Source organism: Propionicimonas sp. (assembly GCF_047606205.1).
In the GTDB taxonomy this organism is placed as follows: domain Bacteria; phylum Actinomycetota; class Actinomycetes; order Propionibacteriales; family Propionibacteriaceae; genus Propionicimonas.
Genome location: NZ_JASGES010000131.1, coordinates 1 through 25,583, shown reverse-complemented (window position 1 = coordinate 25,583; position 25,583 = coordinate 1). Strand labels below are relative to the sequence as shown.

The 25,583-nt window shown below is 70.6% G+C and carries 23 protein-coding genes and 1 tRNA gene; 12 read left to right on the top strand and 12 right to left on the bottom strand.

Annotation, left to right across the window (positions count from 1 at the left end):
• The coding region (gene mshC, locus QM633_RS08485) for a cysteine--1-D-myo-inosityl 2-amino-2-deoxy-alpha-D-glucopyranoside ligase (RefSeq protein WP_415153315.1) at positions 1-1,056 on the bottom strand (1,056 nt) is incomplete at its 3' end.
• Positions 1,057-1,148: 92 nt separating this feature from the next.
• Between mshC and QM633_RS08480 the strand changes: the two genes are divergently transcribed.
• The 4 genes from QM633_RS08480 (at position 1,149) to QM633_RS08465 (ending at position 4,894) form a co-directional block, all read left to right on the top strand.
• Positions 1,149-1,970 (top strand): undecaprenyl-diphosphate phosphatase, encoded by an 822-nt coding sequence (locus QM633_RS08480; protein ID WP_415153314.1) that lies wholly within the window; start codon positions 1,149-1,151, stop codon positions 1,968-1,970.
• A 9-nt stretch (positions 1,971-1,979) separates the two neighbouring features.
• Entirely contained in the window at positions 1,980-2,969 is a 990-nt protein-coding gene (locus tag QM633_RS08475; RefSeq protein WP_415153313.1) for an aldo/keto reductase, read from the top strand.
• Between the two features lie 32 nt (positions 2,970-3,001).
• On the top strand, positions 3,002-3,574 hold the full coding sequence (locus tag QM633_RS08470) for a YdeI/OmpD-associated family protein (RefSeq protein ID WP_415153312.1): 573 nt from the start codon (positions 3,002-3,004) through the stop codon (positions 3,572-3,574).
• A gap of 72 nt (positions 3,575-3,646) precedes the next feature.
• Positions 3,647-4,894, top strand: coding sequence for a low temperature requirement protein A (locus QM633_RS08465; protein WP_415153311.1), 1,248 nt, complete (start codon positions 3,647-3,649; stop codon positions 4,892-4,894).
• A 4-nt stretch (positions 4,895-4,898) separates the two neighbouring features.
• On the opposite strand, the gene QM633_RS08460 is transcribed toward QM633_RS08465, so the two are convergent.
• Positions 4,899-6,212: a M20/M25/M40 family metallo-hydrolase gene (locus tag QM633_RS08460; protein WP_415153310.1), complete on the bottom strand. Its 1,314-nt coding sequence runs from the start codon at positions 6,210-6,212 to the stop codon at positions 4,899-4,901.
• A gap of 108 nt (positions 6,213-6,320) precedes the next feature.
• On the opposite strand from QM633_RS08460, the gene QM633_RS08455 reads away from it, so the two are divergent.
• Positions 6,321-6,406, top strand: a tRNA-Leu gene (locus tag QM633_RS08455).
• A 137-nt stretch (positions 6,407-6,543) separates the two neighbouring features.
• Here QM633_RS08455 and QM633_RS08450 read toward each other — a convergent pair.
• Positions 6,544-7,002, bottom strand: a complete 459-nt coding sequence (locus QM633_RS08450; protein WP_415153309.1) for a HEPN domain-containing protein — start codon at positions 7,000-7,002, stop codon at positions 6,544-6,546.
• Entirely contained in the window at positions 6,980-7,591 is a 612-nt protein-coding gene (locus QM633_RS08445) for an ArsR family transcriptional regulator (protein ID WP_415153308.1), read from the bottom strand. Before QM633_RS08445 ends, QM633_RS08450 begins: the two co-directional genes overlap by 23 nt.
• Before the next feature lie 213 nt (positions 7,592-7,804).
• Here QM633_RS08445 and QM633_RS08440 point away from each other — a divergent pair, with 213 nt between their 5' ends.
• Positions 7,805-9,364, top strand: a complete 1,560-nt coding sequence (locus QM633_RS08440) for an SLC13 family permease (RefSeq protein WP_415153307.1) — start codon at positions 7,805-7,807, stop codon at positions 9,362-9,364.
• Between the two features lie 60 nt (positions 9,365-9,424).
• Here QM633_RS08440 and QM633_RS08435 read toward each other — a convergent pair whose 3' ends face one another.
• From QM633_RS08435 to QM633_RS08420, 4 genes are read right to left on the bottom strand one after another with little or no spacing between them, the layout of a single operon-like run.
• Positions 9,425-11,947, bottom strand: coding sequence for an ABC transporter permease (locus QM633_RS08435; protein ID WP_415153306.1), 2,523 nt, complete (start codon positions 11,945-11,947; stop codon positions 9,425-9,427).
• Positions 11,944-12,687 (bottom strand): ABC transporter ATP-binding protein, encoded by a 744-nt coding sequence (locus tag QM633_RS08430; RefSeq protein ID WP_415153305.1) that lies wholly within the window; start codon positions 12,685-12,687, stop codon positions 11,944-11,946. Before QM633_RS08430 ends, QM633_RS08435 begins: the two co-directional genes overlap by 4 nt.
• Positions 12,688-12,695: 8 nt before the next feature.
• Entirely contained in the window at positions 12,696-13,949 is a 1,254-nt protein-coding gene (locus QM633_RS08425; protein WP_415153304.1) for an efflux RND transporter periplasmic adaptor subunit, read from the bottom strand.
• Positions 13,946-14,650 (bottom strand): TetR/AcrR family transcriptional regulator, encoded by a 705-nt coding sequence (locus QM633_RS08420; RefSeq protein WP_415153303.1) that lies wholly within the window; start codon positions 14,648-14,650, stop codon positions 13,946-13,948. Before QM633_RS08420 ends, QM633_RS08425 begins: the two co-directional genes overlap by 4 nt.
• A 301-nt stretch (positions 14,651-14,951) precedes the next feature.
• On the opposite strand from QM633_RS08420, the gene QM633_RS08415 reads away from it, so the two are divergent.
• The 4 genes from QM633_RS08415 to QM633_RS08400 all read left to right on the top strand — a co-directional run bounded on the left by QM633_RS08415 (position 14,952) and on the right by QM633_RS08400 (position 19,870).
• A complete protein-coding gene (locus QM633_RS08415) occupies positions 14,952-15,119 on the top strand; it encodes a hypothetical protein (RefSeq protein ID WP_415153301.1) in 168 nt (55 codons plus the stop codon).
• 98 nt (positions 15,120-15,217) lie between these two features.
• A complete protein-coding gene (locus QM633_RS08410) occupies positions 15,218-16,039 on the top strand; it encodes an ABC transporter permease (RefSeq protein ID WP_415153299.1) in 822 nt (273 codons plus the stop codon).
• Positions 16,040-16,050: 11 nt separating this feature from the next.
• Positions 16,051-17,295, top strand: coding sequence for an ABC transporter ATP-binding protein (locus QM633_RS08405; RefSeq protein ID WP_415153298.1), 1,245 nt, complete (start codon positions 16,051-16,053; stop codon positions 17,293-17,295).
• A complete protein-coding gene (locus QM633_RS08400) occupies positions 17,288-19,870 on the top strand; it encodes a UPF0182 family protein (RefSeq protein WP_415153296.1) in 2,583 nt (860 codons plus the stop codon). Before QM633_RS08405 ends, QM633_RS08400 begins: the two co-directional genes overlap by 8 nt.
• Positions 19,871-19,982: 112 nt before the next feature.
• Here the strand turns inward: QM633_RS08400 and QM633_RS08395 are convergent, their stop codons facing one another.
• The 3 genes from QM633_RS08395 to QM633_RS08385 form a co-directional block, all read right to left on the bottom strand.
• Positions 19,983-20,903 (bottom strand): pseudouridine-5'-phosphate glycosidase, encoded by a 921-nt coding sequence (locus tag QM633_RS08395; protein WP_415153295.1) that lies wholly within the window; start codon positions 20,901-20,903, stop codon positions 19,983-19,985.
• The gene (locus QM633_RS08390; RefSeq protein WP_415153294.1) at positions 20,900-22,021 is read right to left on the bottom strand and encodes a PfkB family carbohydrate kinase; all 1,122 of its coding nucleotides are present in this window, start codon (positions 22,019-22,021) and stop codon (positions 20,900-20,902) included. The genes QM633_RS08395 and QM633_RS08390 overlap by 4 nt, the downstream gene beginning before the upstream one ends.
• Before the next feature lie 287 nt (positions 22,022-22,308).
• Positions 22,309-23,223: a DUF4349 domain-containing protein gene (locus QM633_RS08385; protein WP_415153292.1), complete on the bottom strand. Its 915-nt coding sequence runs from the start codon at positions 23,221-23,223 to the stop codon at positions 22,309-22,311.
• A gap of 93 nt (positions 23,224-23,316) precedes the next feature.
• Here QM633_RS08385 and QM633_RS08380 point away from each other — a divergent pair, with 93 nt between their 5' ends.
• Entirely contained in the window at positions 23,317-24,717 is a 1,401-nt protein-coding gene (locus tag QM633_RS08380) for a dihydrolipoyl dehydrogenase family protein (protein WP_415153291.1), read from the top strand.
• Here QM633_RS08380 and QM633_RS08375 read toward each other — a convergent pair.
• The gene (locus QM633_RS08375) at positions 24,702-25,187 is read right to left on the bottom strand and encodes a DNA-processing protein DprA (protein WP_415153316.1); all 486 of its coding nucleotides are present in this window, start codon (positions 25,185-25,187) and stop codon (positions 24,702-24,704) included. The genes QM633_RS08380 and QM633_RS08375 overlap by 16 nt on opposite strands.
• Before the next feature lie 215 nt (positions 25,188-25,402).
• Here QM633_RS08375 and QM633_RS08370 point away from each other — a divergent pair.
• The coding region (locus tag QM633_RS08370) for a hypothetical protein (RefSeq protein ID WP_415153290.1) at positions 25,403-25,583 on the top strand (181 nt) is incomplete at its 3' end.

The following is a 25,583-nucleotide window of genomic DNA, read 5'->3' as shown; positions in this document are numbered from 1 at the left end:
GGACGGGCGCGCCACCGCCGCGCGCCAGCGGTCGAGCCGCGCCTGCGCGGCGGCGAGCACCGCGTCGGTGTACTCCCAGTCGGCGCGGTAGGGGTGGGCGAGCAGCACCAGCCGGATCGCCATCGGGTCGACGCCGTCGGAGCGCAGCCGGCTGACGAACACCAGATTGCCCAGGGACTTGCTCATCTTCTGGCCGTCGAGCGCGACCATCCCGGTGTGCAGGAACACCTTCGCCATCGGCTGACCGGTGGCCACGACCGACTCGGCCGCGCACATCGGGTGGTGCGGGAAGGCGAGGTCGCGTCCGCCGGCCTGGACGTCGAAATTCTCGCCCAGCTCGGCGAGCGAGATCGCCGTGCACTCGATGTGCCAGCCCGGACGCCCGCGGCCCAGCCAGGAGTCCCAGGCGGGCTCGCCCGGACGCGCCTGCCGCCACACCAGACAGTCCAGCCGGTGCCGCTTGCCGGGACGGTCGGGGTCGCCGCCGCGCTCGGCGAAGACGTGCTCGGCCTCCAGCATCGAGATCCCGGTCCCCTGCAGCAGGTTGCTGGCCTTGGTGACCGAGAAGTACCAGTCGGGATACTCCGGGTCGGGCACCTGGTAGACGGCCTGTCGCTCGCGCAGGACCTCGATCAGGTCGGTCACCCGCTCGAGGTTCTCCACGACGCCGTCCAGCTGCGCCGGGGGCAGCACGCGGAGGGCGGCCATGTCGTCGCGGTAGAGCTCGATCTGGTCGGTCGCGAGCCGCGCCCAGTCGACGCCGGTGGCCTCGGCACGCTCCAGCAGCGGATCGTCGACGTCGGTGACGTTCTGGGCGTAGCGGACGCTCAGTCCCGCGTCCAGCCAGGCCCTGTGCAGCAGGTCGACGGCGACGTAGGTGGCGGCGTGCCCCAGGTGGGTGGCGTCGTAGGGAGTGATGCCGCAGGCGTAGAGCCGCGCCTGCCCGGTCTGAGGGCCGGCCGGCTGGAGCCGCCCGCTGAGGGTGTCGTGCACCCGGACCCCGCCCCGCCCCGCATCGGGAAGCGCAGGCACCTCGATACTCGACCAGGCACGCATGGGCGGCAGCCTACCCGGCCGCGACGGCCCCACGCCGGGGCGGCCCGGCGGCCCGGCTAAGGTGTCCTGCGAGCCGAAAGGGGGCCCGCGACATGGGCTGGTTGGAAGCGATCGTGCTGGGCATCGTCCAGGGACTCACCGAGTTCCTCCCGATCTCCTCCAGCGCCCACCAGTCGATCGTCGGCCAGCTCTTCTTCGGCGGCCACGACCCCGGCGCGGCGTTCACCGCGGTCACCCAGCTCGGCACCGAGACGGCGGTGATCCTCTACTTCGCGAAGGACATCGGACGGATCATCAGCCGGTGGGCGCTCTCGCTGGTCGGCCGCGTCCCCCGCGACGACCCGGACGCGCGGATGGGCTGGCTGGTGATCATCGGCTCGATCCCGATCGGCGTGCTGGGCCTGCTCTTCGAGAACGCCATCGACACCCAGCTGCGCAACCTGTGGATCACCGTCGCGATGCTGGCCGGCTTCGGCGTCGTGCTGTGGATCGCCGACCGGGTGGCGCGGAATCGCTACGAGCTCACTCAACTCACCTGGTGGGACGGGATTGCGCTCGGCTTCGCCCAGGCGCTCGCGCTGATCCCGGGCGTCTCCCGTTCGGGAGCGACGATCGCGGGGGGCCTGTTCCTCGGCTACAAGCGCGAGGCCGCGACCCGGTACGCGTTCCTGCTGGCCATTCCGGCGGTGTTCATCTCCGGCGTGTTCAAGCTGAAGGACATCCCCGACGATCCCAACCTGGCGTGGGGGCCGACGATCCTGGCGACCGTGCTCGCCTTCGGCATCGGCCTGGCCGTCATCCACTGGTTGCTGAAGTACGTCAGCAAGCACAGCTTCTCCGTCTTCGTCTGGTACCGGCTGGCGCTGGCCGCCCTCGTGGCGGGCCTGCTGCTGAGCGGCGTCCTGCAGCCGTAGGGTCGCATGATGCAGCGCAGGTCGGTGGGCAGCAGCGGGCTGGCGGTCTCGCGGCTCGGCCTCGGCACGCTCACCTGGGGCAGGGAGACCCGGCTGGAGGACGCCCGTGGGCTGCTGCGGGCCTTCGTCGCCGCGGGCGGCTCGCTGGTCGACACCGCGGCGGCCTACGCCGCGGGTGACGCCGAGCGGATGATCGCGCGGCTCGTCCGCGCCGGGGACGTCGACCGGGACGACCTGGTGATCGCGACCAAAGCGGGCTTCGGGATCAGGGACGGGGCCCGGGTGGTGGACACCTCGCGCGCCGCGCTGCTGTCGGACCTGCGCGGCTCGCTGCGCCGGCTGGGCTCGGAGTACGTCGACCTGTGGCAGCTGCACGCCTGGGGCCAGGCGCCGCTGGAGGAGTCGCTGGCGGCGATCGACACCGCGGTCAGCGCCGGGGACGTGCGCTATGCGGGTGTCTGCAACTTCGTCGGCTGGCAGACCGCGCAGGCCGCCACCTGGCAGGCCGCGTTCCCGGGGCGCACGCCGATCACGTCCGCGCAGGTCGAGTACTCCCTGCTCGCGCGCCGGGCAGAGGTGGAGGTCGTCCCGGCCACCCGGGCGTTCGGAATGGGCCTGTTCCCGTGGTCGCCGCTCGGCCGGGGCGTCCTGACCGGCAAGTACCGGACCGGCCGCCCGCGGGGTTCGCGGGGGGCGTCCGAGCACTTCTCCTGGTTCGTCGAGCCGTACCTGGAGCCGCGGTCGCGCGCGGTGGTGGACGCCGTCGCGACCGCGGCCGACGGGCTCGACCTGACCCCCGCGCAGGTGGCCCTGCTGTGGGTGCGGGACGCGCCCGGCGTGACCGCTCCGCTGCTGGGCGCGCGGACGGTCGCCCAGCTGGAGCCCTACCTCGCCTGCGAGGACCTGGAACTGCCGGCGGAGATCGTCTCCGCGCTCGACGACGTCTCCGGAGGTCCGAACGCCGGTCGGGAGGGGTACGAACCCACCATCACGCCCTGAAGCGGATGCTGCGGGCGCAGGGAGGAGCGGACATGGGCATGGCGGACGCCGAGCGCTTCCAGCCGTCCGGACTCGCGGACTGGCACGACTGGCTGGCCGCGAACCACGCCAGGGACGACGGGGTCTGGGTGGTGATCTGGAAGCCGTCCTCGGGGCGGGTGCACCTCAGCTACGACGAACTGATCCGGGAGGCCCTGTGCTGGGGCTGGATCGACGGCCAGTCACGGCCGCTCGACGAGACCCGATCGATGCTGTGGATGACCCACCGGCGTCCGGGCAGCCCGTGGTCGGCGTCGAACAAGGCGAGGGTGGCCGACCTGGAGCGGGAGGGACGCCTGCAGCCGGCCGGCCTGGCCGAGATCAGCAGGGCGAAGGCGAACGGGCTGTGGACGGTGTTCGACTCGGTCGAGGCACTGCAGGAGCCCGAGGATCTGGTCGTCGCCCTGGCCGCGGACCCGGTAGCGAGAGCCACCTGGGACGCCTACCCGGCCGGGGTGCGGAAGATGGTGCTCGGCCGGCTCGCGCTGGCGAAGCGTCCCGAGACCAGGCGGCGACGCATCGAGAGCTGCGTCGAGCGGGCGGGCAAGGGCGAGCGCCCGGTCTGACCGCGGGGCGGGACGAACGGGGACGCGGGCGGCGTCGGGCATGCTGTCGCCACCACCTCAGGAGGGGGAAACGTGTCCGAGGGCGCCGTGCAGCTGAACCATCCGATCCGGCCGATGACCGGGCGGGACCCGGGTGAGCGCCATCGCGTCGCGACATCCCTGGAACTGCTGCTCGACCTGGCGTTCGTCGCAGCGATCGGCATCGCCGCCAGCGAGTTCGCACACGTCCTCGCCGAGGGCCACGTGGGCGCGGCGCTGCTCGCCTTCGGGTTCGTCATGTTCGCCATCATCTGGGCCTGGATCAACGTCAGCTGGTTCGCCTCAGCCTTCGACACCGACGACTGGTTCTACCGCCTGACCACGATGGTGGAGATGGTCGGCGTGCTCGTGCTCGCGCTCGGCTTGTCGGACGTGTTCGAGTCGCTGGACTCGGGGCACGGTCTGGAGAACCGGGTGGTGGTCGCGGGCTATGTGGTGATGCGGCTGGCGCTGGTGGTGCAGTGGGCGCGCGTCGCCCTGCAGTCGCCCCGGTACCGCAGGACGGCGACGGCGTACATCGCCTACACGGCGGTCGCGCAGGTGGGCTGGGTGGCCCTCGCCCTCTCCCCCGCGTCCCTCCCGGTCACGCTGGGCTGCGCGTGCGTGCTGTATCTGGTCGAACTGGGTGGCCCGCTCTTCGCGGAGCGGAAGAACGGCGGGACACCGTGGCACCCCCATCACATCGCCGAGCGGTACGGCCTGTTGACCATCATCGCCCTGGGTGAGGGGGTGCTCGGCACGATCGCCGCCGTCCAGCCGGTGATTGCCGAACACGGGTGGAGCGCCGACGCGATCGTCCTGGTGGCGGCGGGAACGGTGCTCACCTTCGGGGTGTGGTGGGTCTACTTCACTGTGCCGTTCGCGCAGATCCTGCACCAGCGGCCGGGAGCGGCGTTCCTGTTCGGCTACGGCCACCTGCCGCTGTTCGCGTCGATCGCCGCGATGGGGGCGGGACTCGACCTCGCCGCCTATGTGGTGGAGGGGACGGCCGAGGTGGGGACGTTCGGCGCCGTGCAGGCGGTGGCGATGCCGGTGATGGTGTTCATGGTCGTGCTGTTCGTGCTCTACGCGATGCTCGTGCGGAGGCTGGACCTGCTCCACCTGGGCCTGTTCGCCGGCGTGGTGGTGGCCCTGGCGGGAGCGCTCGGACTGGCCGCCTCGGGCGCCCCCTTCGGGGTCTGCGTGATGATCGTCGCGATCGCGCCCGCGATCGTCGTGGTCGGCTACGAGCTGCTCGGCCACCGCCACGCCAGGGATCACCTCGCCGCGCTGGCGCCCTGACCGATCAGGCCCGATCGAGGAAGTCGTCGAGGACGCGGCAACCGAACTCCAGCGACTCGACCGGCACCCGCTCGTCCACGCCGTGGAAGAGGGCGACGAAGTCGAGTTCGGGGGGCAGCCGCAGCGGCGCGAACCCGAAGCAGCGGATGCCGAGCTTCGACCAGGCCTTGGCGTCGGTGCCGGCGCTCATCATGAACGGCACGGCGAGCGAGCCGGGGTCGGCGGCCTGGAGGCTGGCGGTCATGGCGGCGGCGAGGTCGCCGTCGAAGGTGGTCTCGACGGCCACGTCGCCGGTGACCACCTCGTAGCGGACCTTCTCCCCGATGAGCTCCGTGATCGTGTCGTAGAACTCCTGTTCGTGGCCGGGAATGAACCGCCCGTCGATCCCCGCGGTGGCCTGGCCGGGAATGACGTTCACCTTGTAGCCGCCGCCGAGCATCGTCGGGTTGGCGGTGTGCGACATGGTGGCGCCGACCATGCGGGCGATCGAGCCGAGCCGGGCCAGGGTCTGCTCGACGTCGTCGGTGCCGATCCGGACGCCGAGGGCGGCCTCGACGGCGTCCAGGAACTGCTGCTGGGCGGGACGGATCCGCGCGGGCCAGCGGTGGTTGCCGACCCGGCTGACCGCCTCGGCAAGGTGGGTGATCGCGTTGTCGTCGTTCCGCATCGAACCGTGGCCGGCGGTGCCGTCGGCGATCAGGTTCAGCCAGGCGAGGCCCTTCTCCGCGGTCTGGATCAGGTACAGGCGCCGCTCGTTCACGGTGAGCGAGAAGCCGCCGACCTCACCGATGGCCTCCGTGCAGTCGGCGACGAGGTCGGGGTGGTTCTCGGCGAGCCAGCCGGAACCGCGGGGGCCGCCGGCCTCCTCGTCCGCGGTGAACACGAGCCGGACCGGACGACGTGGTGGCCGTCCGGTCCGCTGCCGTTCGCGGACGACGGCGAGGACGATCGCGTCGAAGTCCTTCATGTCGACTGCGCCTCGCCCCCAGACGTAGTCGTCGATCAGCTCGCCGGCGAACGGGTCGACCGTCCAGTCGGACGCCACGGCGGGAACCACGTCGGTGTGGCCGTGGATCATCAGCGGCGGAAGCGAGGTGTCGCACCCCCCGGGCGCCCATTCGGCCACCAGCGAGGCCCGCCGCTGCTCGGACTCCAACAGGATGCTGGAGATGCCGACCTCGTCGAGCCGCGCGGCGACATACTCTGCGGCCTCGCGCTCCCCCTTCGCCCCCGAGGGCCCGAAGTTGGAGGTGTCGAACCGGATCAGGTCACGGCAGAGGCCGGCGACCTCGTCAGCGGCACGGGGATGGGCATCCATGCCGCCATCCTGCCACCCGCCCGCGAAGGCCCGAGGCGTCGTTTCGCCAACCGGTGCGCCGATTGGCTATAGTGCTCTGGCTGTCCGGGCGATCCCCGGGCACACCCTGTCCGGGTGGCGGAATAGGTAGACGCGCTAGCTTGAGGTGCTAGTGCCCTTTATCGGGCGTGGAGGTTCAAGTCCTCTCTCGGACACCCAGCGATTGTGGCTCTGACTAGGCGAGATAGTCAGAGCCACTGCCGTACCTGGAGCCTTGCACAACATATGCACAACATCGCCGGGGGCAGATTGGTCCCTGGTGGGCAGGTGTGGGCAGGAGTGTGCAGAGGGATCAGCCGAAGAAGCTGAGGTTGGGCAGGAGCTGGCCTGCCGCTTCGATGATGCTGCGGGACTGGGCCACTGCCTCGTTCGCCTCCTCGACGTCGGAGGTCGTGGAGCCGGCGCTCGGGTACTCGAGTTCGTTGCGTCGTCGGCGCAGGAACCCGAAGCGTCGGAAGCCGTCGCCGAACTGTGCACGGATGGCCGATTCCACCGCGACGTGCCCGCCGGCCGTGGTGGGCCGCGGCCCCTGATGCGCGAGAAGTGCCGTCGCGGCGTACCGGGCGGCGTCGTAGGCGAGGACGAAGGCGCTGTCCGCGTCGCTCGGCGCAACCGACTCTGCCGTTGCCAGGGTGCGCCGCGCCTTGGCGAGCAGTGGCGTGCCGTCCGCCGCGGCGCCGGTGACGTGCTGGAGGTGCCCCAGGCCCACGAGACGTTCGACGTCGGCCTCACCGCGCGGCCAGCGTGCCATCGACGTCCTCCTCTCCGAGCACGGTCAGCCTGGGCGAAGACCGGATCTGGGCGCTGAGGGGATCGTCGGGGTCCGTCCATTGCGCCGGGGTCCGAATGGCCGGGTTCACGGGGAGGCCGAGCCTGCCCTGGGCGCGGTCAGCGGCCTCGTACACGTCCGCCCGGGCGACCCCCTCCCCCACCACCAGGACATCGACGTCGTGGGGTACAGCGCCCGCCCGGCCCGCGTGCCGTGCCGCCCAACTTCCGAAGATCAGCACCCGGCTTGCCCCGTCTATGTCCGCGAACTCTTCCGCGACGACGTGCTGCGGGCCGAAGCTGAGTTCCAGCAACCTCGTCAACGGCTCCCAGGCAGGGTGTGCGGGGTGCGCCCGCACCATGCGGTTACGTCCCACCTGGCGCTCGGCAACCAGTGTCGCCTCGGCAAGTCGCTCGACCTCCCGGTGTATCGAGGTGAGCGGAGCGTTGACCCGGCGCGACAGGTCGGTGAGGCTGAACTCCTGATCCGGATGGAGCAACAGCAGCGCCAGGATCTCGCCCTGCGCCTGGCTCCGAAAGATCGGGAGCAATGCCGGCGCTTCACTTCTCATAGATGGAATATGACTTCCATCTAAAGGAATATCAAGATTTCCGCCGCGCACGCCACCGTCTGCGCACCGGCGACCCAGCAATCTCCACCGATCTGCCACACACCCGGTGCACTCCGGACGCGCCAAAGTCGTTGGCACGAAAGAAGGCGACCTCATGGCGCCTCGAGGATCGGCTACCGCTCCGCGCGGGGTGGTTGCCGCTAGGGTGCACCCGTGAGTCCTGTGGCGATCGTGCTGACGATCCTCGCGCTGGCCGTGATCGCCTTCATGTCGAACCGCGTCCCCATCGGGATCGTTGCCCTGGGCGTGGCCCTGGCGCTGTGGGCGAGCGGCGTCCTCACCCTGAACCAGGCGCTGGCCGGGTTCGGCGACCCGACCGTCCTGTTCATCGCCGCGCTGTTCATCGTGTCGGAGGCCCTGGACGCCACCGGCGTCACGGCCTGGGCGGGTCAGCAGGTGGTCAGCCGGGGCGGGACGAAACGCACCCCGCTCCTGATCGTGATCAGCCTCCTCGTCGCGTTCCTCACCGCACTGATCAGTGTCAACGGGGCGGTCGCGGCCCTGATCCCGGTGGTGGTCGTGGTCGCCATCCGGGTCGGCCTCACACCGAGCCAGCTGCTGATGCCGCTGGCGTTCTCCGCCCACGCCGGATCGATGCTCGCCCTCACCGGCACCCCGGTGAACATCATCGTCAGCGAGGCCGCCGCGGAGGCGGGCGCCCGCCCGTTCAGCTTCTTCGAGTTCGGGCTGGTCGGCGTCCCGCTCGTCGTCGGCACGATCGCGATCATCGCCCTGTTCGGTCGCCGGCTGCTCCCCGACCGCGCCCCCACCGAGCTCCCCTCCGACGTGACCAACCACGCACGGACACTCCGCACGCAGTACGCGATCCCGGAGGGCACCGAATTGGTCGGCGTGCGCAAGGGCGTCACCGAGGTGGTGGTGGCGCCGCGCTCGGAGCTGATCGGCCTGCACCTCTTTCCCGGCATGACCACCCCGAGCGGCGACCTCGTGGTGCTCGGCCTGCAACGCGGCGGTGAGGACCTCGCCGGCCCCGATGTCCACCTCCGGCCCGGTGACACCCTCCTGCTGCGCGGCACCTGGGAGAACCTGCAGACGCACACCTCCGGTCCGGAGGTCCTGGTGGTCAACGACCCCGCCACCCTGCGCAGGGCGGTCCCCCTGGGTGTCGGCGCCAGGCGCGCGATCGGCATCCTCGCCGCCATGGTGGTGCTGCTCGCCGTGGGGGTGGTGCCGCCCGCCGTGGCCGGACTGCTCGCCGCAGCCGCGGTCGTGCTCACCGGCGTCCTCACTCCCACCCAGGCCTACCGGTCGGTCTCCTGGACGACCGTCGTCCTCGTGGGCGGCATGATCCCGCTCTCGACCGCCTTCATCAGCACCGGCACGGCGGACCTGATCGCCCGCGGCCTGCTCGGCATCATCGGCAACGCCTCGCCCACCCTCGCCCTTGCCGCGATGTGCGTGCTGACCGCGGTCCTCGGGCAGCTGATCTCGAACACGGCGACGGTGCTGATCGTGGCCCCGATCGCCACCGTCCTGGCCGCCGATCTGCAGGTCTCCGTGCTGCCGTTCATGATGGCCCTCACCGTGGCAGGCGCAGCATCCTTCCTCACCCCGGTCGCGACCGCCGCCAACACCATGGTGATGGAGCCAGGCGGCTACCGGTTCACCGACTACTGGAAGCTCGGCCTGCCGCTCCTGCTGCTGTTCCTCGTGGTCGCCGTGTTCTGGGTCCCGGTCGTCTGGCCGTTCTAGGAGACTGCCGAACAATCATGTCCCGGCTGCGGCCCCGACGAATCTCCGGCCGCACGCGCCTCACTCCTGGTGCAGGGCCGCCACCACGTCGAGCCGTGAGGCCGAGCGTGCCGGACCGAGCGCCGCGAGGACGCCGAACACGATGCCGACCACCACGGTGGCGAGCAGGCCCGACCAGGGGAACGCGTATGGCATCTGCCATCCCAGCGCGCTCATCGCCGCGACCAGGGCGTAGCCCAGCCAGATCCCGGCGATCGCGCCGAAACCGGTGCCGATCACGCTCAGCAGCAGCGACTCCGCCATCACCATCCGGCGGATCTGCCGTCGCGTCGCTCCGACGGCGCGCAGCATGCCGATCTCGCGGGTCCGGGCCAGCACGCTGATCGCCAAGGTGTTCACCAGCGCCAGCAGGGACGGCAGCGCCAACGCGGCCACCAGGACGTCGAAGATCACGATCGTCGAGTCGAAGGTCTTCATCTGCTCGGCTCGCCATGACTCCGACTCGTACAGCCGGAACGCGGGATAGTCCGCCACCACCTTCGACAGCAGCGCCTTCGTCGTGCCCGCGTCCGCGCCCGCTGTCCGGTTCGCCATCACCAGCATGTCGGCGGTCACGGCGAAGTCCCGCTCCAGGTTCACCCGCGAGGTGTACAGCGTGGACAGCTTCGCGTTCAGGTAGTCGTTGCCGATTCCAGCCAGATGATACGTGCGCGGCCCGTTCGGGGTGTCCAGCGCTATCGCCTGGCCCACCACGAGATTGTGCTGGGTGGCGTAGATGCCGTTCGCGATCACCCACCGCCCCGAGGCGAGCTGCGTGACCGCCGCGTCCGACGAACCGGTGTTCCAGTCGAAGTCCGCGACGCCGAGGTAGGTGTCCGGGTCGATCCCGAACACCTGCACGTCCCCACCGTCCGAGGTCGCCTGGCCCAGTCGCAACGTCGAGACCGCGCCAATGCCCGGGACAGCGTTCACCTGGGCGGCCAGCCGCGGCCCGGCAGCCACGTTGCCCTGGCCCAGGATGATCGACTGCGGAATCAGCAGGTAGTCCGACGACAACGACTTGTCGAGGTAGCTGGTGAAGCCGGCGAAGATCGAGCTCACCATGCTGATCGTCGCGACGATCGAGGCCAGGCCCAGCATCACCGCGGTCACCGTGATGCCGCTGCGACCCGGATTGCGCTGCAGATTGCTCCGGGCGATCGGGCCCTCCCGGGAGAACAGCAGTTCCAGCGGGTGGGACGCCCACTGCGCGATCGGGTTGACCACCGCGGGGGCCACCATCGCGAAGCCGATCAGGAACACGACCGCACCGAGGCCGATCAGGTTCGACTGGCCGCTGGTCAGGCCGAACAGGGACGCCACGACCAGGCCTGCGCCGATCCACGCACGCCTGCCGACCCGGCGCTCGTACACCTCGCCGAGCTGTGGACGCATCGCCTCCAGTGGCGTCACCCGCCCGGCCGCCCGTGCGGGCAGCAGTGCTGCGACCACGGTGACCCCGACTCCGAGCAGGATCGAGCTGAGCCAGGTCGCCGGCGTGAACACCGGGCCGGCGATCCGGATGTGGATGAACGACTCGACCAGCGGCCCCATGGCCGCGAAGTAGCCGATGGCCATCAGCCAGCCGGCGGTGATGCCCAGCGCGGTGCCGATGATCCCCTGAAACACCGACTCGGCCAGGAACAGCTGCATGATCGTGCCCCGTCGTGCCCCGATCGCGCGCAGCATGCCGATGTCGCGACGCCGCTCCGCCACGACGGTTCGGAACGAGTTGGCGATGATGAACCCGGCCGTGGCGAGCGCGAAGATGCCGAACATGTTGAACGCCACCTGGGCCGTCTGCAGCGACGCGAGCAGGGTTGACTCGGTCGACAGGCCTCCGACCTGGTAGTCGGGGCCGAGCGCCGCGGCGACCTGCTGCTCGACCCGCGTGCGGTCCGCGCCGGACGCGAAGACCGCCTCCACCTGGGTGATCCGGTCGCCGAACCCGAGCAGCTGTTGGGCCGCCGGCAGCGTGAGGTAGACCTGCTCCTGGCCCGGGACCGTCGCCGTGCTGAGCAGCCCCACCACCGTGAACCGGGTGGTGCCGCCGGCCGCGGGCAGGACGAGCCGGTCAGCCAGGCCGAGGCCCAACTCGTCGGCGAGGTCGGCGTTCATCATGACCGACGCGTTGTCGCCCGCGGTCAGCATCCGTCCGGAAGCGAGCGGATAGTCGTGCACCTGCTCCGCCGTCGCCAGATCGATCCCGACCACCATCAGCTGCGCCGGTGCGTCCGCCGAGACGTCGGAGGACTGCGGGAGCGGCACCGCGCGCTGCACCCCCGGGCTGGCCTCCTGCACCTGCGGGACCCGCAACACCGTGTCGACCACGTCCGGTCGGAACGGCTGGTTGTAGGCGCTGGTCACCGTCAGGTCGACCTTGCCCGCCGCGGAGAGCAGATTGTGGGTGAACGCCTCCGTCATCGCGGGCAGGATCCCGTTCAGCCCGAAGGTGAGCATCACCCCGAACACGACAGCGAGGGTGGTCAGCAGCGAACGGGCACCTCGACCGCGCAGGTACCGCCAAGCGAGGGAGAGGGTCACAACAGGCCGGCCTTCTCCAGGGCCCGGCGCGGCCCGTCATGGCTCCCGTCCAGCTCCACATCGTCGACCACGCGGCCGTCCCGCATCAGCACGAGCCGCTGCGCGAAGCTGGCGATGCGAGGGTCGTGGGTGACCATCAGGACGCTGCGTCCCCATTCGGTGCTCACCTGGCTGAGCAGTTCGCCGATCTCGGTGGCCGAGCGCGAGTCGAGGTTCCCGGTGGGCTCGTCGGCCAGGACGAGCGCCGGCTCGGTGGACAACGCACGGGCGATCGCCACGCGCTGCTGCTGTCCGCCCGAGAGCTGGTCGGGCCGATTGCGCAGGCGGTCGCCCAGCCCCACCCGCTCCAGCCACGCGACGGCGCGGTCCTCGGCGTCCTTCGCGCCGTCGAGCCGCAACGGCAGGGACGCGTTCTCGACGGCGTTCAGGACCGGGATCAGGTTGAAGAACTGGAACACGAACCCGATCCGACGCCTGCGCAACTCGGTCAGCCGGTCGTCGGGCAGGTCGCCGAGGGCCTGTCCGTCGATGCGGATCGTGCCGTCGGTGGGGTTGTCCAGGCCGCCGAGCAGGTTCAGCAGCGTCGACTTGCCGCAGCCGGAGGGGCCCATCACGGTGATGAACTGCCCCTCGGGAACGCGCAGGTCGACGCGGTCCAGGGCGGTGACCTCGGCCACGCCGCTGCCGTAGATCTTGGTCAGGCCCGTGATCTCGACGATCGGGGACGGCTGTTCGCTCACGGTCGGGCTCACCGCGTCGAGACCCGCTGACCGTCAGACAGAGAGGACGCGCCGGTAGTGACCACCCGGTCACCCGCCGACAGGCCGCTCACCACCTGCGCCGCCGTGTCGGTGGACGCCCCGATCCTCACCGCGGTGGCGTGCGCCACATCGCCGGCGTCCAGGACGAACACCGTCTTCTCTCCACCGCTGGTGAGCACCGCCTCGACCGGGACGATGAGCGCGTCGGGGATCGACTCCACCTCGATCTCGGCAGATCCGCTCATGCCCTGGAACAGCCGCGCGTGGCCGGCTTCCAGCGAGACCCGGACCGGGAAGGCGATGGTGCCGGTGCTGGTCGTGACCGGGCTGGCCTGCACCCGCTCCACGGCCCCGGCGAAGGTGTCGTCGAACGCGTCCAGGGTGATGGTGGCCTTCTGGTCGGCCTCCACCGAGGAGATGTCGCTCTCGAACACCTGCGCCTCGAACGCCATTCGCGTGGCGTCGACGACGGTGAACGCCGCGATGCCCGGCGTGAGCGCCGAGCCCTTCTCCATCGTGCCCTCCCAGGTGACGGTGCCGTCGAAGGGCGCCCGCAGGGCGGCTCCCTCGAGGTCGTCCTCAGCGACAGCGAGCGCCTTGGCGGTCGCGCTCACCGCCTGCGCGGCGGCCGTGCGGGCCAGCGACACCCGTCCGGCCACGGCCAGCGTGTCCAGTCCGGCCTGCGCGGACTTCAGAGCGGCGTCGGCCGTCGCCTTCGCTGTTCTCAGAGTGCGCAGCGTCGACCGCATGGTCTTCCGCTCCGACGAACTCGCGTCCCGATAGTCGGCGAGGTACGCGGCGTAGTTCTGCTTCGCCGTGGAGACCTGCGAGCGGGCCGCCGAGAGCGCGGCACTGGCCGCCGAATGCTGGATCGCGCTGGGCACGCCGTCGTTCACCGCGGCCAGCTGAGCCTGTGCCGCCGTGTGGGCGGCTCTGGCCTGGGCCACGGCCAGCTTCAGCGGTCCCTTCGCCATCACGGCGAGGATGTCGCCGTCAGACACCTTGTCGCCGTCGTGCACCGTGACCGACGCGACCGTGCCCGCGGCAGGCGGGTACACCCCGGCAGAGTGAGCGGCGATGAGCGACCCGGACGCGTTCACGGTGACGCTCATCGGCGCCACCGTGGCCTGCGCCACCCCGACCACCGGACGGTCGCTGGTGACGGAATAGGCGTAGCCGCCCCCGAGGGCGAGGACCGCCGCCGCAGTGACGCCGGTCGCGATGAGCGTCTTGCGCTTCATGGGTGGTTCCTGTCGATGGAATGGAAGAGTTGTGTGGTCAACGCGATGAGCTCGGAGCCCTCCGGAAGCTCGAAGGTTCCGTCGGGGAGACCCAGGACCCGTTCCTGGGCCTGGTAGATCGCTGCGGCCCCGTGGAGCATCGTCGCGACGAAGCTGTCCGCATCGGGGGCGAGGAGTGCCCGCTCCCAGAGCTGGTCGGCCGCGTCGAACCAGAGCATCAAGACGATGTCGGTCGCGCAGTCGGCGTTCACCACCGAGAACGAGCCGTCCGCGACGCCGTCGCGGATCACCGGCATCAGCACGTGGCGCGCCTGCCCCCGCCACGTGGCGAACAGGCGGTGGCGCAGGGGAAGGTTGCCGGCGTGATAGAGGAAGGAGGCGTAGGCGATGTCGGCCTGAGCGAGCTTGTACTCGGCGGCCGCGTTCATGATCGCCCTCAGCCGCTCGGCACCCGTCGCGCCCGCTCCCGGCACAGCGGAGACCAGGCTCTGGAACAGGGCGTCCCCGAACCGCTGGACAAGCTGTTCGAGCATCTCCTCCTTCGAGGCGAAGTAGTGGTAGAAGGTACCCTTCGCCACGCCCGCGGCACGGGTGACCTGCTCGACGTTCATGGTCTCGAACCCGTGCTCGCGGCACAGCCCGAGCGCGATGTCCAGCAGCTCGTCCCTCCGCTCCGCAGGGTCCTTCGTGATCCGCGCCATGCTGCCGACACCCTTTCCGCAGGCCTGGTCATCCGCCCTCGCCACGATACTGACCGACGGTCGGTCACTGCAAGATTTCGCCGGCCCGGTCCGCAGAGCCCATCCACGATCCGAGACCGGGCTCGGAAACCGTGCCGCCCGCCGCGTATTCTCCTCGCCATGAGTCCGGACCAGGCGCGCGTCGTCGCTGCCGCCATGCTCCGGGGTTTTTGTTGTCGACTGTCGCACTGACGTCCAACTCCACCCACTCGCCGTCCGGGAGCGCCCTGCGACGCCGGCGGCATCACCCGAGGACTCGATCATGACCCACACCGAACTCACCGTCCGCCTCCGTCGGATGCCGTCGCTCCACCTCGTTCCCGAGGGCGGAGTCCTGCTCTTTCCCGGCGTCCCGACAGGCCTGCCCGCGCCCGTTCAGCTGGGCCCGATGATGACCCCGCCCGGCCGCGAGGCGCTGTTCGGACGCTGACACACCCGCGGGCGATTCTTGATCGCGCCCGCCACAGGGGTACAGTCCAATCCCGCTGTCTGTTGCTGGTTCCCCTACACGGCAGCAGGGAGTGACACATGCTCGGCGAGTCCATCCGCGCCACCAGGGAACTGGCCCTCATCAATTTCCAGAACTGGCAGCGCACCTATGGCATGGCTCAGGTCGCGCTCACCAAGCGGTACAGCGGTTCGGCCCTCGGCGTCGCCTGGGCGGTGCTGCGGCCGGCCATCTACATCACCGCTTACTGGTTCGCGGTCTCGATCGGCCTTCGCGGCGGCGCGAGCAGAGCGGTCGGCGCTCCGTACATCATCTGGCTGATCCCGGGGAACCTCGCCTGGTTCTTCATGTCGGAGTGCCTGCGCGAGGCCGGTGACTCGATCCGCCGGAACTCCCAGTTCGTCACCAAGATGAGCTATCCCGTCGCCACCCTGCCGGTCTCGGAGGTGCTGTCGCACTTCTTCGTGCACCTGGTGATGATCTGCCTGAACATCATCCTGCTGCTCGTCACGGGCTACGGGCTGACGTTCACGGCCTTCCAGCTGCCCTACTACATGCTGTGCGGCTTCGTCCTCAGCCTCGTCGTCTCCACACTGTTCTCCGCCGTGATCGCGATCAGCGCCGACATCGGGCACCTGATCAAGTCCGGCCTGCAGCTGCTGTTCTGGGTGACCCCCGTGCTGTGGTCGGCGACCAAGATCGGCCTCCCCGCCCGCTACATCATCCTCGCGAACCCCCTCGCCTACGTGATCCAGGGCTACCGTGACTCCCTCGTGCTGCACAACTGGGTCACGTCCTCCCTTCCCTACACCGCCTACTTCTGGGGCCTGATGGCCGTGCTGACGCTGCTGAGCAGCTTCGTCTTCACCCGGCTCGCCCCCGAGTTCGCCGACGTCCTGTAGAGGTGACCCAGATGACCAACCCGCACGCCGACGTGGTGATCGAGGAGTCCAGGACGGACGGTCCCGCCGTCGAGGTGAAGGACCTCACCAAGATCTACCGCACCTATTCCAGCTCGCTGGCCCGTGCGATCGCCCCATTCCGCAAGGCCCCCACCGGCGGCCGGTTCGTCGCCCTCAACAAGGTCAGTGCCACCTTCGAGCGCGGCGACATCGTCGGGATCCTCGGCCGTAACGGATCGGGCAAGTCCACCCTGTCCAAGATCATCGCCGGCGTCACCACCCCGACCAGCGGCTCGGTGCGGGTCAACGGACGCATCTCCGCCATGCTGGAACTGACCAGCGGGTTCGACTCGCAGCTCACCGGCGTGGAGAACATCTACCTGCGTGCTCTGGCCATGGGCATCCCGCGCGAGGAGGCCGACGCCCGCAGGCAGGAGATCATCGACTTCGCCGACATCGGCGAGCACATCAACCAACCCGTCCGCACCTACTCCTCGGGCATGAAGTCGCGGCTCGGCTTCGCGGTCTCGGCCAGCGTGGAGCCCGACATCCTGATCGTCGACGAGGCGCTCAGTGTCGGCGACGAGATCTTCAAGCTCAAGTGCATCGAGCGGATGGGCCAGATCCGCGAACGCGGCTGCACCATCCTGTTCGTCAGCCACGCGCTCGGCACCGTGAAGGCGTTCTGCACCCGGGCGATCTGGATCAACAAGGGAAAACTGGTGGAGGACGGCGAGGTGGGCCCGGTCGCCCAGGCCTACGAGGAGTTCCTGCGCAAGGAACGCGCCTCGATGCGCTCGGAGGTTCGGCAGGACGCGGCCGAGGACGCGCTGCTGGAGAAGTCCGACGTCGTGGAGGTGCGCCGCGCGCGCTTCACCAACGCGGAGGGCACGCCGACCTCGACCTTCCTGCACGGCGAGGACGTCTTCCTCGAGCTCAGCTACACGGTGAAGCGGCCGGTCCCCCAGCTCACCTTCACCTACACGATCCACAACAGCGAGAACGTGGAGGTCTTCGCCTCGGACCGGCAGAGCCCCCAGCTGGCGCTGGACAGCTCACCGGGACGGCACCGGCTCCGGGCGCGCCTGATCAGCCCTCCCCTGCTCGGCGGCGGCTACCAGCTGAGCGGTGAGCTGTGGGACAACACGTCCGCTTTCTTCGTCAAGCACTCCCGCAGCCGCAGGTTCAGCATCGAGCACGACGACTTCGTCGGCACCGGGATCGTCGCCATCGACTGCGAGCTCACCAATGACTAGCGCGGCCGCGACCCCCTCCGGCACCCCGGCCGAGGCGGACGGCAAGGGCGGCACGCCGGGCAGGGCGGCCCGCGTCCGCCGGTCGTTGCGACGCTTCGGCCCGATCTTCGGGCTGATCGTCGGTGTGATCGCCGTGATCGTGATCGGCTACGCCTGGCTGCTGACCTGGACCGACCACGAGTGGTACGCCAGCGTCGGGGAGGACGCGGTGTTCTGGACGCGCTACGCGTCCATCTGGGCGGTGTGGGGCACCTCGACGGCCCTCAACTTCGTCGCGCTGCTGCTGGCCAGCAGGAGCGCGTGGGCAGCGGTCGGCGCGAAGGGACGGTTCCGGGCGGTCACGGCCGTCGCGGCCTTCGCCGTCGCCGCCGCCATGGGCGTCACCATGTCCAACAACTGGATGGTGTTCCGGCTCGCCTGGGCGCAGTCCCCGTTCGGTATCACCGACCCCCAGTTCGGCCTCGATGTCGGCTTCTTCGTGTTCACGCTGCCCGCCCTCGAACTGGTGGTCGGCTGGGGCTTCCAGCTCGTCCTGCTCACGATGGCCGTGCACGTCACGATCGTGTTCATCTCCAGCCGGCTCGACTACACCGGACGCATCCACGCCGACTGGTGGCGGGTCCGGCGCATCTTCTGGCGGCTGCTCGCCACCCTGATGGTCGTCGCGGCGGCCAGCTACGTGCTGAGGGTGTGGCAGCTGAGCTACTCCACGACGCAGACGGCGTTCGTCGGCGCGTCCTTCACCGACGTCACCGTCCAGCTCCCCGGCCTGATCGCGATGGTCGTGGTGTGCCTGGTGATCGCCGCCGTGCTGGCGATCACCTCACGGCAGCGGAACTTCCGGCCGGCGGTGTGGTCGTTCGTCGGCCTGATCGTGATGGCGTTGCTGACCTCGACCCTGGCACCCGCAGCCGTGCAGCGGTTCTGGACGCGTCCCAACGAGGCCACCCTGGAGCTGCCCTACCTGGCCCGCAACGTGGAGATGACCCGGCTCGCCTACCAGCTCGACCAGGTCAGCCCGCAGAGCCACGAGGGCGCGGACACCGTCCCTTCCGCCGACACCTCGCAGGTGCGGGACGAGCTGTCCACGGCCGCGGTGTGGTCGTCGTCCACGGTCGCGCAGGCGTTCAACCAGCTCCAGACGATCCGCCCCTACTACCAGCTGTCCTCGATCAGCACCGACCGGTACCGGATCGACGGCAGGCTCGAGCAGGTGCTGGTGTCGGCGCGCGAGATCTCGCCGTCGAACCTGCCCTCGGCCGGCAGCAGCTTCGTGAACCGCCGGCTCGTCTACACCCACGGCTACGGGCTGGCGATCAGCTCGGCCAGCCAGACCTCGAAGGAGGGGTTCCCGCAGTTCCTGGTCGGCGACGTGCCGGCCACCGTCAGCTCGACGGTGAAGGACGCCTCCTCGCTGAGGATCACCCAGCCCCGGGTGTACTTCGGACCTGACCAGTCCGACTGGGTGGTGGTCAACACCGGGATGGACGAGTTCGACTACCCCAGCGGCACGAAGAACGTGAAGAACCGCTACGCGGGCAGTGACGGCGTCACCATCGGCGGGCCGCTGAACCGGCTCGCCTGGGCGCTGCGGCTGCGCTCGGTCGACCTGCTGGTCTCCGGCTACGTCCACGACGACAGCCGGATCCTGCTCAACCGCGGCGTCGTGGCCAGGGCGTCGAAGATCGCGCCGTGGCTCACCTACGACACGCCCTACGCCGCGATCGTGGACGGCCGGATCACCTGGATCATCGACGCCTACACCACCAGTGACCACTTCCCCTACTCCCAGAGCCTGCCGAACAGTTCGGCCTTCCCGAACGGCACCAACTACGTGCGCAGCTCCGTGAAGGTCACCGTGGACGCCGAGACGGGGCAGATGCACTTCTACGCCGTCGGCGCCGACCCGGTGCGGGACGCGTGGGAACGGATCTTCCCCGGCGTGATCAGCCACGACACGATCCCCGCCGCGCTGGCCGCGCACCTGCGGGTTCCGCTGAAGCTGTTCGCCGCACAGACCCAGGTGTTCGCGAAGTACCACGTGAGCGACCCGACCGTGTTCTACAACCAGGAGGACACCTGGCGGATCCCCAGCGACGCCTCCGGCAAGACGCTCAGCCCGCAGTACGTCCTGCTCGACACCTCGGGCACGGGCACGGGGCTGGACCTCGTCCAGCCCTACGTGCTGCCGAACCGCGACGACCTCGTGGGCTGGCTGACCGCGTCCTCCGAGCCGGACAGCTATGGGGCCAAGACGGTCTTCACGCTGCCCAAGAGCAGAGTGATCCTCGGGGCGGCGCAGGTCAGCGCCCGGATCAACCAGGATCCCGACATCGCCCAGCAGCTGACCCTGTGGAACCAGCCGGGGAGCACCGTCACGTTCGGCTCGATGCTGGTGCTGCCGATCCGGGGCAGCACGGTCTACCTGCAGCCGGTCTTCCTGACCGCGCAGAACAACGCGATCACCGAACTGGTGGGCGTGGTCGCGGTGAACGGCAGCACCATCACTCTCGGCTCGACGCTGCCCGACGCCCTCGCCAGGGCCTTCCCGGACAAGGGGGTCGCCGGCGGCTGATCAGCGATGCCCCGCCGGGTCTCCCCCGGCACCGGGTGCCGGCACCGGGCACCGGGTGCCGACGGTCTGGTCGTCGGCGCCGTCGACCAGGCCCGGCCGGCGCGGGTCGCTCTCAGCGTGCCGCGTAGGCGACGGCGACCGCGGCACCCAGCCGCGCGTTGTTCTTGACCAGGGCGATGTTCGCCCGCAGCGAGTCGCCCTCGGAGAGCTCCACGATCCGACCGAGCAGGTAGGGCGTGATGGCCGCTCCGGTGATGCCCCGCTCGCCGGCTTCCGCGACCGCGCGATCGATCAGCCGGCCGATCACTGCCTCGGGGATCTCCTCCTCGGCGGGGATCGGGTTGGCGACGACCAGGCCGCCGGCGATGCCGAGGTCCCACTTCGCCCGCATCGTGGCCGCGACCTCTTCGGCCCGGTCGAGCCGCAGCGGGGAGCGGAAGCCGCTCGAGCGGGAGTAGAAGGACGGGAAGTCGTCGGACCCGATCGAGATCACCGGAACCCCGAGGGTCTCCAGCACCTCCAGCGTGCGGCCGATGTCCAGCAGCGACTTCACGCCCGCGCTGACCACGGCGACGTCGGTGAGGCTGAGTTCGGTGAGGTCGGCCGAGACGTCCATCGAGTTCTCCGCGCCGCGGTGGACGCCGCCCAGCCCCCCGGTCACGAACACCTGGATGCCGGCGAGCGAGGCCAGCCGCATGGTCGAGGCCACGGTCGTGGCGCCGTGCTCGCCGCGCGCCACCACCCAGGGCAGGTCGCGGATGCTCACCTTGCGCACGTGCTCGTCGGAGCCCAACAGGTCGAGCTCGGCGTCGTCGAGGCCGATCCGCGGGACCCCGTGCAGGACCGCCACGGTGGCGGGCACCGCCCCGCCCTCGCGGATGATCTGCTCGACCTCCCGGGCGGTCTGCACGTTCTTCGGGTAGGGCATGCCGTGGCTGATGATGGTCGACTCGAGGGCGACGACGGGGTGCCCGGACGCGAGCGCGTCCCGCACCTCGTCGGCCACGGCCAGCATCGGATGGGGTTCGGTCATCGGTGTGCTCTCTCACTGTCGGCGAGTGCCGCACGGAACGCGACACCCAGGTCTGGTCGGACGGTGTGGCCACTGGCCACGGTCAGGGCCGCGGCCAGGTGCCCCTGGCGGGCCGCGGTCACGGGATCCTCGCCGGCGAGCAGGCCACGGACGAAGCCGGCCGTCATGGCGTCCCCGGCACCGGTGACATCGGTCACCTCGGCCTCGACCGCAGCGATCGGCACCGCGAGGTCCTCGCTGACCAGCAGGCTCCCCCCGCTGCCCCGGCTCACCCAGACGTGGGACACACCGCGCGCGTGCAGCGACCGTGCCGCCGAGACGATCGCCGGTTCGTCGTCGCGCACGTCGCGTCCGGCCAGCGCGGCGAGCTCGTCGACGTTCGGGGTCACGGCGAAGACCGGACGTCCCGCGGTGAGCAGCGGCGCGATCCTGGTCGCCTTGGCCACGCTGACCGGTTCCAGCACGACCTTCACCCCGCGCGGGGCGGCCACGCCGAGCACCCAGTCGGCGACCTCGGCAGGGATGTTGGCGTCCACGACGACCACGGCGGCGTGGCCGATCAACTCCTGCGATCCGGCCAGGGCCTCGACGCCCATCGCGTCGGTGGCGGCGAAGTCGGACAGGCCGACCACCAGCTCGCCGTCCACGTCGAGCGCGGCCAGGTAGCTGGCCGTGGCGTGGGCGGTGCTGGCGAACACCCTGTCGACGTAGACGCCCGCCTCCGCGGTGCGGGCGAGGAGCTCACCGCCCGCCGCGTCCGCACCGACCGCGGAGACCAGGTGGACGCGTCCCTCCAGCCGGGCGATGCCCTCGGCGATGTTGCGCCCGACGCCTCCCGGTGTCCTGCTCACCGTGGCAGGGTTCGAGGTGTGCAGGCGGGTCGCCGCGCCGCTGCGGGCCTTCACGTCCCACGCCGCGCCGCCGACGACCACGGCCCACGGCTCGTCGCGCAGCACGTAGCCGCGACCGACGATCTCGCCCTTCTGGGTCAGCGAGGACAGGGCGACGGCGACGGCTCCCTTGGTGGTGCCCAGCCGACGGGCCAGGCCTGCCGCATCGAGCATGGGTTGGGCCCGGAGCAGCGCGAGGATCTCGCGTTCGCGCGGACTCAAGCTCATGCTGATCATTCTTAGCGGCGCTAGGTTCTCTTAGCAAGTCGCTGCCCGGTGCCGGCGAACCGGCCCGGTCCCTCCGCGAACGCAGCGGAGCGGACGACCGAACCGGTCATCCGCTCCACTCAGGCGCTGCGATCAGGTAATCCTCAGGTCAGTCGCTCCCAGCCTTTCGGCCTCGCAACAGCGAGCGGCTGCTCCCCCCTGCTGCCCATCATGGTAGGCAACCCCGGGCCGGCTGTCTGTCCCCCCGACGGGGGACCGGGCGTCGGCCATCTCGCCTCGCCCGGCCGCTACTCGCCCGACTCGGGCGGCCGGGGCGCGTCGGCGGGATCGGCAGGCTTCGCCGTGGCGGGCCGCCGCACGCGTCGACGCCAGACCAGCACCGGCACCGCGATCACGGCCACGGCAACCAGGAACGGCAGCACCGCTCCCACGACGGTCATCAGCATCCTGCTGCTGGCCAGGAGTGCGTTCCAGCCCGCCAGCAGACCACCGAGGAAGCCCGTGGTCTCCAGCGCGCTCGCCCTGGCCGGCGTGCTGAGGGTGATCGTCACCGGGGACTGCGCAACCCGTCCGGACAGAACCCGTTGCTGGGCGGTCAGGGAGTCGCGTTCGGCGATCCGGCTGGTGAGTTCTCCCTCGAGCTCGGTGAGTTCACGGATGGTCCCGGCGCGCTTCGACAGCTCGCGCAGCCGGTCGATGGACGCATCCAGCGTCTTCAGCCGCGCCCCCACGTCGGCCACCTCCGTACTGACGTCCTCCGACGAGATCACCCGGCTGGTGAGCGTCCCGATGGCCGCCACCTGATCGAGGGTCGCGTCCAGGCGGTCGGCCGGGACCTGCAGCACCATCGTCGAGGTCGGCCCGCTGTCGGGGTCGGAGTCGTCGCGGCTGACCAGATTCTCGGAGGTCACCTGCCCGTTCATCGACACGGCGAGTTCCCGGAGGCGGGTGGCCGCGGCGCCGACATCGGTCACGGTCAGGCCGACCCGGGCCGTCCTCGCCAGTTGGGGGGTGAGGGTCGTCCCCGGCTCGCCGGCCGGCACGTCCTCCGGGGAGCCTGCGCCCGAACCCTCGGCCACCGAACCGTCGGCGGCCCTCACGTCCTCAGGGAGGGAGGCCGCCGAGCCGGAGCTCGAGCAGCCGGCGAACAGGACCAGGATGGGGACGACCGCCGCTGCGGCCAGTGTGCGGATGTTCCTCATGCCCCTCCCACGCCCCGGCCCGGTCCGGCGTTGCGCGAGTGGGCCCGCCCCGGGTGACTGTTGCCGAACCGTGACCTGTACGACACTGGGGGCATGGCGACCCAGAGCTTCGACGTGGTGGTGATCGGTGCGGGACCGGCGGGCGAGAACGTGGCGGACTACGCGATCCGCGGATCTGGCCGCACGGCCCTGCTGGTCGAGCGCGAGCTGGTCGGCGGGGAGTGCTCGTACTACGCGTGCATGCCGAGCAAGGCGCTCCTGCGGCCGCTGGACGTGCAGGCGGCCGCCGAACACCTGCCGGGCCTCCCCCACCGGCTGGAACTCGACGTGCCGGCACTTCTCGCGCGCAGGGACAGCTGGGTGTCCGGCTACAACGACAAGGGGCAGGCGGACTGGGCCCGAGGAGCCGGCATCGAGGTGGCCCGGGGTACCGGCCGGATCACCGGTGAACGCAGGGTTCTCATCGAGGACGCGAACGGTGCCAGGGAGGTGATCGCCCGCCACGCCGTCGTCGTCGCGACCGGGAGCCGGCCGGTCGTACCCCGGCTGTTCGCCGACCTCCACCCGTGGACGTCCCGCGATGCGACCGGCATCCTCGACGTGCCCGACTCCATCGCCGTCATCGGCGGAGGGGTGGTCGCCGTCGAGGCGTGCGTGTGGCTGGCAGCGCTCGGCGCCTCGGTGACCCTGCTCGTTCGCGGCCCGAGGGTGCTCAGCCGGTTCGAGCCGTTCGCGTCCGAGCTGGTCGCGGCCGGGTTGGGCCGGCGGGGTGTCGAGGTTCGGCTCGACGCCCGGGTCGACTCCGCCGCCCGGCTGGACGGTGCCGACACCGGACTGGGGCGTGTCCACGGCGGCCCGGTGCTCATCGAGGTCGAGGGCCGCGGCCAGGAGTTCTCCGAGGTCCTGGTCGCCACGGGCCGAACGCCGGCGACCTCCGACATCGGCCTGGAGACCATCGGGCTCACCGGGGACGGGTTCGCCGACCCCGCCGGGCGACCCGACTGGCTCTACGCCGTCGGCGACGCCAGCGGGGAGGCACCGCTGACCCACTGGGGCAAGTACCGTGCCCGCCTGATGGGTGAGCGGATCGCCGCTCGCGCCGAGGGCCGCCCCGACCCGGACGTCCCTGCCGAGGTGCCGGTGCCACAGGTGGTCTTCACCGATCCCCAGGTCGCCTCCGTGGGGCTCACCGAGGCCGACGCGGTCGCGCGTGGCGCCGCGACGCGGTGCGCGCAGGTCCCGTTGACCAGCGCCGCGGGGTTCTCCCTCCTGCGCGACGACGCGTCCGGTCAGGCGAAGCTCGTGTTCGAGGCGGGCTCCGAGCGGCTGCTCGGAGCCACGTTCGCCGGCCAGGAGGTGGCCGAACTCGTTCACGCGGCGACGATTGCGATCGTCTGTCGGCTGACCGCGACGCAGTTGTGGCACGCCGTCCCGTCCTACCCCACAGCGAGCGAGGTGTGGCTGCGCCTGCTGGAGGACTATCGCGCACGCTGACCCGCCCTCGGCGGCAGCTTCCACCCCCCCTGCTCGTCCTGCACGAGGAACCCCCGCTCGGCGAGGAGGTCGAGGACCGCGAGGCATCGCGGCACCGTGAGCGCCGCCCGCAGTGCCAGCTCGCCGGCCGGCAGGGCGCCCCGCCCCGGGACCGCCTCGAAGACCCGCAACTCATCGGTCGACAGCTCGTCGGTGGCCCTGCGCTCGCTCGCCGGTGCCGCCGGGCGGCCACCGAGCGGGGAGAGCAACTCGAGGACATCGGCGGCGGTCGTGACCAGGACGGCCTCCGCCTCCCTGATCAGACGATGCGGCGTCACCGAGGTGGCGCTGGTCACGGGCCCGGGTACCGCCATCACCACGCGCCCGAGGGCGTTGGCCCAGGTGACGGTGTTGCGGGCCCCGGACCTCGCCGCGGCCTCGACCAGCACCGTTCCGGGAGCGAGTGCGGCGATCAGCCTGTTCCTGGCCAGGAACCGCGCAAGTCATCCAGTCCTATGTTTCACATAGTGAGACAAGGACTTTCCCCAGCTCTCCCCGAAACCTACCCACAGAACTAGCTGAGGGGTACCTGTTTCCCCTAGTCGTCACGCTCGAAAACGACCCCGTTTCACGGGTGTCTGGCGACTGGCAAGAATCGGCCGCGATTGGTGGCCGGGCTGGCTGCGCTGGGGCCTGTGATGGCCGCGTGCCGCGTTCGCTGTCCCTCGGCTGGCTCGCGAGAGCTGGGCGGCTGTGCGGCCCGTGGCTGGCTCGCTGTTGCGTGCTGCCGCGCTGGCCGTGGCCCGTGCCGGCCGTTGCGCTGGCCCTGGCTGTCGCGTGCTGGGGCTGGCTGGGCTCGGCGCGCTGGCCGCGCGCTCTCGGCTTCG